This is a genomic window from Inquilinus sp. YAF38 (genome assembly GCF_052113205.1).
Lineage (GTDB): Bacteria > Pseudomonadota > Alphaproteobacteria > DSM-16000 > Inquilinaceae > Inquilinus.
This window is the reverse complement of the sequence record NZ_JBFRCU010000016.1, coordinates 89,695-95,694: the sequence shown is the minus strand read 5'-3', so window position 1 is coordinate 95,694 and position 6,000 is coordinate 89,695. Positions and strand designations below refer to the sequence as shown.

Genomic DNA, 6,000 nt, shown 5'->3' with positions numbered 1-6,000 from the left:
GAGCAGCGTGAGGCCGAGCGCCGGGTGGCCAAGGAGGCCGAGGCGGCGCGGCTGAAGGCCGAGGCCGAGGCCCGCGCGATCGAGGAGGCCCGGCTGAAGGCCGAGGCCGCCGAGGCCGAGGCCCGCGCCCGGCGCGAGGACGCGGAGCGGATGGTGGCGCAGCTGGCCGAGCAGAAGGCCGAGCGCGACGCCCGCTACGCCGCCCGCAAGGCGCGCGCCAAGCGCTGACCTGAGAGGCGCGGGGCCGTCGTGTCGAAGACCACCCGCGCCACCCAGGTGCTGCAGCAGGCGGGCGTGAGCTTCGCTGTCGCGACCTATGACTACGACCCCGGCGCCGATCGAATCGGTCTGCAGGCGGCCGAAGCCATGGGCGTGCCGCCGCGCATCGTGCTGAAGACGCTGATGGCGGAGGCCGACGGCAAGCCGGTCTGCGTCGTCGTGCCATCCGACCGCGAGGTCGGCATGAAGAAGCTGGCCGCGGCCTTCGGCGCGAAATCGGCGCAGATGATGCGCCCGGCCGATGCCGAGCGTGTCACTGGCTACCATGTCGGCGGCATCAGCCCGCTGGGCCAGAAGCGGGCGGTGCCGACCGCGATCGAGGAATCGGCGATGGCCGAGGCCGAAATCTTCGTCAATGGCGGTCAGCGCGGGCTGCAGATCCGCCTCAAGCCGCAGGATCTGCAGGCGGCGCTGCAGGCCAAGGTGGCGCCGCTGGTCGCTTAGATCGGACCGAACGGAGACGGGGTGCAGTCCTTCGACGTGGTGGTGATCGGCGCCGGGGCGGCCGGGATGATGTGCGCGGCCGAGGCCGGGAGGCGCGGCCGGTCGGTGCTGCTGCTCGACCACGCCGCGGCGCCGGGCGAGAAGATCCGCATCTCCGGCGGCGGCCGCTGCAACTTCACCAACCTGCACGCGGCGCCGGCCAACTTCATCTCCGGCAACCCGCATTTCTGCATCTCGGCGCTGCGCCGCTATACCCAGCGCGACTTCATCGCCCTGGTCGAGCGCCACGGCATCGCTTGGCACGAGAAGACGCTGGGCCAGCTGTTCTGCGACGGCTCGTCCCGCCAGATCATCGACCTGCTGCTGGCCGAGATGGGCCGGGCCGGCGCCACGCTGCGCCTGTCGAGCAGGGTCGAGTCGGTCGAGCGCGATCCCGACGGCTTCGCCCTGGACCTGGCGTCCGAACAGCTGCGCTGCCGGTCCCTGGTGGTCGCCACCGGCGGCCGGTCGATCCCGAAGATGGGCGCCACCGGCTTCGGCTACGACCTTGCCGCGCGCTTCGGCCTGAACGTCACCGAGACCCGGCCGGCCCTGGTGCCGCTGACCTTCGAGCCGGCGCTGCTGGAGCGGCTGAAGCCGCTGGCCGGCATCGCCGTCGACGCCGAGATCGGCTGCGGCCGCACCCGGTTCCGCGAGGCGATGCTGTTCACCCATCGCGGCCTCAGCGGCCCGTCGGTGCTGCAGATCTCCTCCTACTGGCGTGAGGGGCAGGAGATCGAGGTGTCGATGCTGCCCGGCACCGATGTGTTCGACTGGCTGCGCGGCGCCCGCGCCGCGAATGGCCGCCGGGCCCTGCACACCGTGCTGGCCGAGGCGCTGCCGAAGCGGCTGGCGCAGACCATCGCCGAGGCCGAGGGGGCGGCCGGCAACCTCGCCGACCTCTCCGACAAGGTGTTGCGCCGGGTGGCGGATGCGGTGAATGGCTGGCGCGTGCGCCCGGCCGGGTCCGAGGGCTACCGCACCGCCGAGGTGACGCTGGGCGGCGTCGACACCGCCGGCCTCGATTCGCGGACCATGGAGGCCAAGGCGGTGCCGGGCCTGTACTTCATCGGCGAGGTGGTGGACGTCACCGGCTGGCTCGGCGGCTACAATTTCCAATGGGCGTGGTCCTCCGGCTGGTCCGCCGGACAGGCTGTCTGATCACGCGGCCGCCGCGGCCGTCGCGAAGTCGCCGCGCATCGGCTGCCAGATGGTGACGCCGCGCTCCTGCCGCAGCACGTCCGGCAGCGCCGCGATATAGGCCTGGCGGTAGCCGCGCGGGATCTGCACCTGCACCAGTTCCTCCAGGTCGGCCCAGGTCTCGTAGATCATGAACAGCGTCGGATCGTCCGGCGAGCGGTGCAGCACTGCGTTGATGAAGCTCGGCTCGCGCCGCATCGCGTCCAGCACCGGCGTCAGCAGGTCCAGGAACTCGGCCTCGCGGCCCGGCTTGACATGTAGGGTGACGGTGAAGGCGACGGTGGTGTCGCCGGGCCGGGCGGTGGTGGACTGCAGCATCGGGGCCTCCTGTGGCAGCGGCCGGCAGGATGCGGGCGCCGCCGTCCTGCGGTCGATAACCTCGGAGGTCATGGATCGGCTTCCTCTCTCGCAACAAAGGCCTAAAGAACCGTCATTGCGAGGAGGCGAAGCCGACGAAGCAATCCAGGACCGGTGCCGCTGGATCGCCACGTCGCTTCGCTCCTCGCGATGACGATGAAGCTGAGTCGGACGTGTTGTTATCAAGCGTTGCCGACCGTCACATCCGGAAGATTCGCTTGCCGTCGCGCGGGCGGGCCCAGCTTTCGGCGATGGCCCGTTCCGCGTCTTCCAGCGGATGGACGCCGCCGAGCGGCACCCTTATCTCCGGCCGGGCGAACACCTCGATCATCTCGCCCAGCATCGCCGCATCCTCCGGCGCCGGCGGGTCGAAGAAGTAGCGGTAGATGCTGGGCCGGATCGTGACGCCGTTCAGCAGCAAGTCGAAATTGTGCAGCGTGAAGCTCTCCTCGCTCATGCCGCCGTTGATCACCACCCGGCCGCCGAAGGCCAGGCTGCGGATGAGCGTCCCGGTCGCCGGGCCGCCGACATTGTCGACCACGCCATGCAGCCCGGCCCCGCCGGTGACCGCCGCCACCTCGGCCCGCAGGTCCTGGCGGGACAGGTCGATCACCGCTTCGGCGCCGAGCGTGCGCAGGTCGGGCTCCGGATGCGCGCGGCGGACGATCGCGACCGTGCGGATGCCGCGCCGCCGGGCGAATTGCAGCACCAGGGACGAAATCGTGGAATACCCGGCCGTCACGGCCAGCCACTGCCCGGCTGCGACCCCCGAGTCCGCCACCAGGTCCCAGGCGGTGATCGGGTTCATCAGCTGCCCGGCCTTCTCGGCCGGCATGTCGGGCGGCAGCGGGATCAGGTATTCGGCCGGCACGGCGGCGTATTCCGCCCAGGTCCGCTCATGGCTGAAGGCCACCAGCGTGCCCGGCGGCAGCGCCACGCCCGGCCCTGCCCGTTCGATCACCCCGGCACCGTGATTGCCGGCGATCTGCTGCGGGAACTTCGGCTTCTTCGGCTCGGGATACAGGTTCTGGACGAACAGGAAGTCGCCCGGGTTGATCGAGGCCGCCACCATCCGCACCAGCGCCTCGCCCGGCCCGATCTCCGGCACCGGCACATCGGCCACATACAGCACCTCGGCCGGCAGGCCGATCCGGTCGAACACCACCGCTTTCATCCGATCCTCCGTCATTCGCCGTCGATGAAGTCGCGCAGCAGCGCCACGGTCGCGTCCGGCGCTTCCTCCATCAGCCAATGGCCGGTGCCGGGGATGACGACGGCGCGCACATCGGTGGCGACGCCGCGCATGAACATGGCGGGGTAGGGGCCAAAGGCGCGTTCGGCGCCGACCGCCAGCACCGGGATGGTCAGCTTGCGGTCCTCCGCCCCGGCATTCTGCCGCGCGTCCTCGGCGAAGGCGGCGAACTGGGCGAAGGCGGCGCGCATGCCGCCCGGGGCGGCGTATTGCGCGGCGTAGTGGTCGCGGACCTCGTCGCCGATCATCGCCGGGTCGGCGGCGAAGGCGTTCCAGAAATGGTCGAAATAGATGCGCTCGCGGCCGGCGACCAGCCGCTCGGCGTCCGGCCCGCCGAAGTTCCAGTGCCACAGCGCCGGGATCGCCTTGACCTCCTCCCACGGGCCGATGCCGGGGATCGGCGCCTCCAGGAAGGCCAGGCGGGTGACCTTGCCGGGATAGCGCGCGGCATAGGCATAGGCGACGATGCCGCCGAGGTCGTGCCCGACCAGCGCGACGACGTCGAAGCCCAGCGATTCGACCACGGCGCGGATGTCGGCGGCCTGGGTCGCCTGGTCGTAGCCGCCGGCGGGGCGGGACGACCGGCCGAGGCCGCGCAGGTCCGGCACGATCACGGTGTGCCGCGGCACCAGCGCCGCCGCCAGCGGCCCCCACATGTCGCCGCTCTCGGGATGGCCGTGCAGCAGCACGACCGGGTCGCCGGCGCCGCCGACCTGCACGAAGATCTCGGCGCCGGGCACGGCGATGGTCCGGCTCTGGAAGCCCGCCGGCAGGCCGGGCGGCTCGGCGGCGGCCGGCGCCGACGTGGCCAGCGCGGCTGCAGCCAGCAGGACATGTGGAAGTCTGGTCATGGAAGCCTCGGAACAGGGCGGCGGGGCCGCATGCCGAGACCTTAGTGATGCGCCGTTGGCGACTGAATTGGCAGGATTGACAATCTCTATGCTAAAACTGCCGGATGACCATCAAACCGATCCATGTCGCGATCTGGCTGCCCGCCCGCTTCTACTCGGCGGTGGCGGCGACGCTGGTCGAGATGCTGGAGCTGGTGAACGCGCTGCGGCGCGAGCCGGCCTTCACCTTCGAATTCGTGGCCCGGGCGCCGGTTGCCGCCGCCACCTCCGGCATCGCCTTTCCCGTCACGCCGCAGCCGACGGCGCCGGTCGACGTGCTGGTGCTGCTGGCGATGCCGGGGCTGAACGTACCGGAGATGCTGCGGGCGCTGGCGGAGGAAAGCGGCCACGCCCGGCCGCTGATCGAGCAGGCGCGGCAGCAGGGCGCGATCATCGCCGCCCATTGCGGCGCCGCCTATTTCCTGGCCGATGCCGGGCTGCTCGACGGCCGCCGCGCCACCATCTCCTGGTGGCTGAAGGAGGATGCGCTGCGGCGCTTCCCGAAGGTGCGCTGGGACCCGTCGCGGCTGCTGCTGCGCCAGGACCGGATCTACAGCTGCGGCGGTGGCTTCTCCGGGCTGGAGCTGGCGACGGCCCTGCTGCGCGACCTCGGCTTCGCCAAGGAGGAGCGGATCGTGCGCAAGCTGCTGGTGCTGCCGCCGGCGCGCCGGTCGCAGACGCCCTACGAGTTCCCGCTCGACGAGGTGGCGCCCCAGCCGWTCCGCGACCGCCTGCTGGAAGTGGCGCGGGCCGATCTCCCGGCGCTCAGCCCCGAGAGCCTGGCGGGGACGCTCGGCCTGTCGCCCCGCACCCTGGCCCGGCGCTTCACCGAGGAGTTGCAGACCACACCGGGCCGCTGGATCCAGGACCGGCGGCTGGACGCCGCGCGCGACCTGCTCGAGCGCGGCGATCTCGGCGTCGCCGAGATCTGCTGGCGGGTCGGCTACCAGGATGCGGCGTCGTTCAGCCGCCTGTTCGCCCGCCGCACCGGCCTGTCGCCCGGCGAATACCGCCGCCAGGCCCGCTGAGCCTCAGTCCGCGAACACCCGGTCGCCCTGCTCGTCGATGATCTGCTGCGCCTTGGTCACCGAGAAGGCGGTGGCGTCGTCCTTGCTGCCGTGCTTGTCGGCGCGGATGAAGCGGTGGGTCTTGGTGCCCTCCGGGAAGTCCTTCTCGATGATGCCCGAGGTCTGGTATTGGCCGCCGGCCTGGAACGGGGCAGGGCGGATGCGGTAGCCCTTGTACTCGACCGCCGGCCCGGCCGGGGCCTCGCCGGACGAGGCCTCCTCGCGCTTGCCGCCGCCGAACAGGGATTTGAGGAAGGAGACCATCGTGCCGCCTGCAGCTCAGGAAAGGGAAGCCACAGCCTAGCCCGGATCGCGTGCTCGTCAAAACCCCACACCGTCATTGCGACCCCGGCCTCCTCGCAATGACGGATGGGGCGTGCCATTCGATTGACGAACCCACTGCCCAGCCGCTACAGCCGTCCTGCCGTAGCCGGAGACCCGCGATGAGGACCGACTCCACCGCAACCCGCTG

The 6,000-nt window shown here is 71.4% G+C and carries 7 protein-coding genes and 1 pseudogene; 4 read left to right on the top strand and 4 right to left on the bottom strand.

The window, feature by feature from the left end; genetic code table 11:
- The 3 genes and pseudogenes from AB4Z01_RS10150 to AB4Z01_RS10140 form a co-directional block, all read left to right on the top strand.
- Positions 1-228: pseudogene (locus AB4Z01_RS10150) on the top strand (DUF6481 family protein); the annotation flags it as partial.
- A 21-nt stretch (positions 229-249) separates the two neighbouring features.
- Complete coding sequence (ybaK, locus tag AB4Z01_RS10145) at positions 250-723, top strand: Cys-tRNA(Pro) deacylase (protein WP_441693014.1); 474 nt, start codon at positions 250-252, stop codon at positions 721-723.
- Positions 724-744: 21 nt separating this feature from the next.
- On the top strand, positions 745-1,923 hold the full coding sequence (locus AB4Z01_RS10140; RefSeq protein WP_441693011.1) for an NAD(P)/FAD-dependent oxidoreductase: 1,179 nt from the start codon (positions 745-747) through the stop codon (positions 1,921-1,923).
- Here the strand turns inward: AB4Z01_RS10140 and AB4Z01_RS10135 are convergent, their stop codons facing one another.
- From AB4Z01_RS10135 to AB4Z01_RS10125, 3 genes are all read right to left on the bottom strand, one after another.
- Positions 1,924-2,280 (bottom strand): putative quinol monooxygenase, encoded by a 357-nt coding sequence (locus AB4Z01_RS10135; RefSeq protein ID WP_441693009.1) that lies wholly within the window; start codon positions 2,278-2,280, stop codon positions 1,924-1,926.
- A 238-nt stretch (positions 2,281-2,518) separates the two neighbouring features.
- Complete coding sequence (locus AB4Z01_RS10130; protein WP_441693008.1) at positions 2,519-3,493, bottom strand: quinone oxidoreductase family protein; 975 nt, start codon at positions 3,491-3,493, stop codon at positions 2,519-2,521.
- Positions 3,494-3,504: 11 nt separating this feature from the next.
- The gene (locus AB4Z01_RS10125) at positions 3,505-4,422 is read right to left on the bottom strand and encodes an alpha/beta fold hydrolase (RefSeq protein WP_441693005.1); all 918 of its coding nucleotides are present in this window, start codon (positions 4,420-4,422) and stop codon (positions 3,505-3,507) included.
- A gap of 104 nt (positions 4,423-4,526) precedes the next feature.
- Here AB4Z01_RS10125 and AB4Z01_RS10120 point away from each other — a divergent pair, with 104 nt between their 5' ends.
- A complete protein-coding gene (locus AB4Z01_RS10120; protein ID WP_441693002.1) occupies positions 4,527-5,489 on the top strand; it encodes a GlxA family transcriptional regulator in 963 nt (320 codons plus the stop codon).
- Between the two features lie 3 nt (positions 5,490-5,492).
- Here AB4Z01_RS10120 and AB4Z01_RS10115 read toward each other — a convergent pair whose 3' ends face one another.
- Positions 5,493-5,792, bottom strand: a complete 300-nt coding sequence (locus AB4Z01_RS10115) for an HlyU family transcriptional regulator (protein WP_441692999.1) — start codon at positions 5,790-5,792, stop codon at positions 5,493-5,495.
- Positions 5,793-6,000: the final 208 nt, after the last annotated feature.

Coding starts and splice junctions, on each gene's coding strand:
- AB4Z01_RS10115 (WP_441692999.1), bottom strand. CDS start 5,792: ATGGTCTCCTTCCTCAAATCCCTGTTCGGCGGCGGCAAGCGCGAGGAG.
- AB4Z01_RS10130 (WP_441693008.1), bottom strand. CDS start 3,493: ATGAAAGCGGTGGTGTTCGACCGGATCGGCCTGCCGGCCGAGGTGCTG.
- AB4Z01_RS10125 (WP_441693005.1), bottom strand. CDS start 4,422: ATGACCAGACTTCCACATGTCCTGCTGGCTGCAGCCGCGCTGGCCACG.
- AB4Z01_RS10135 (WP_441693009.1), bottom strand. CDS start 2,280: ATGCTGCAGTCCACCACCGCCCGGCCCGGCGACACCACCGTCGCCTTC.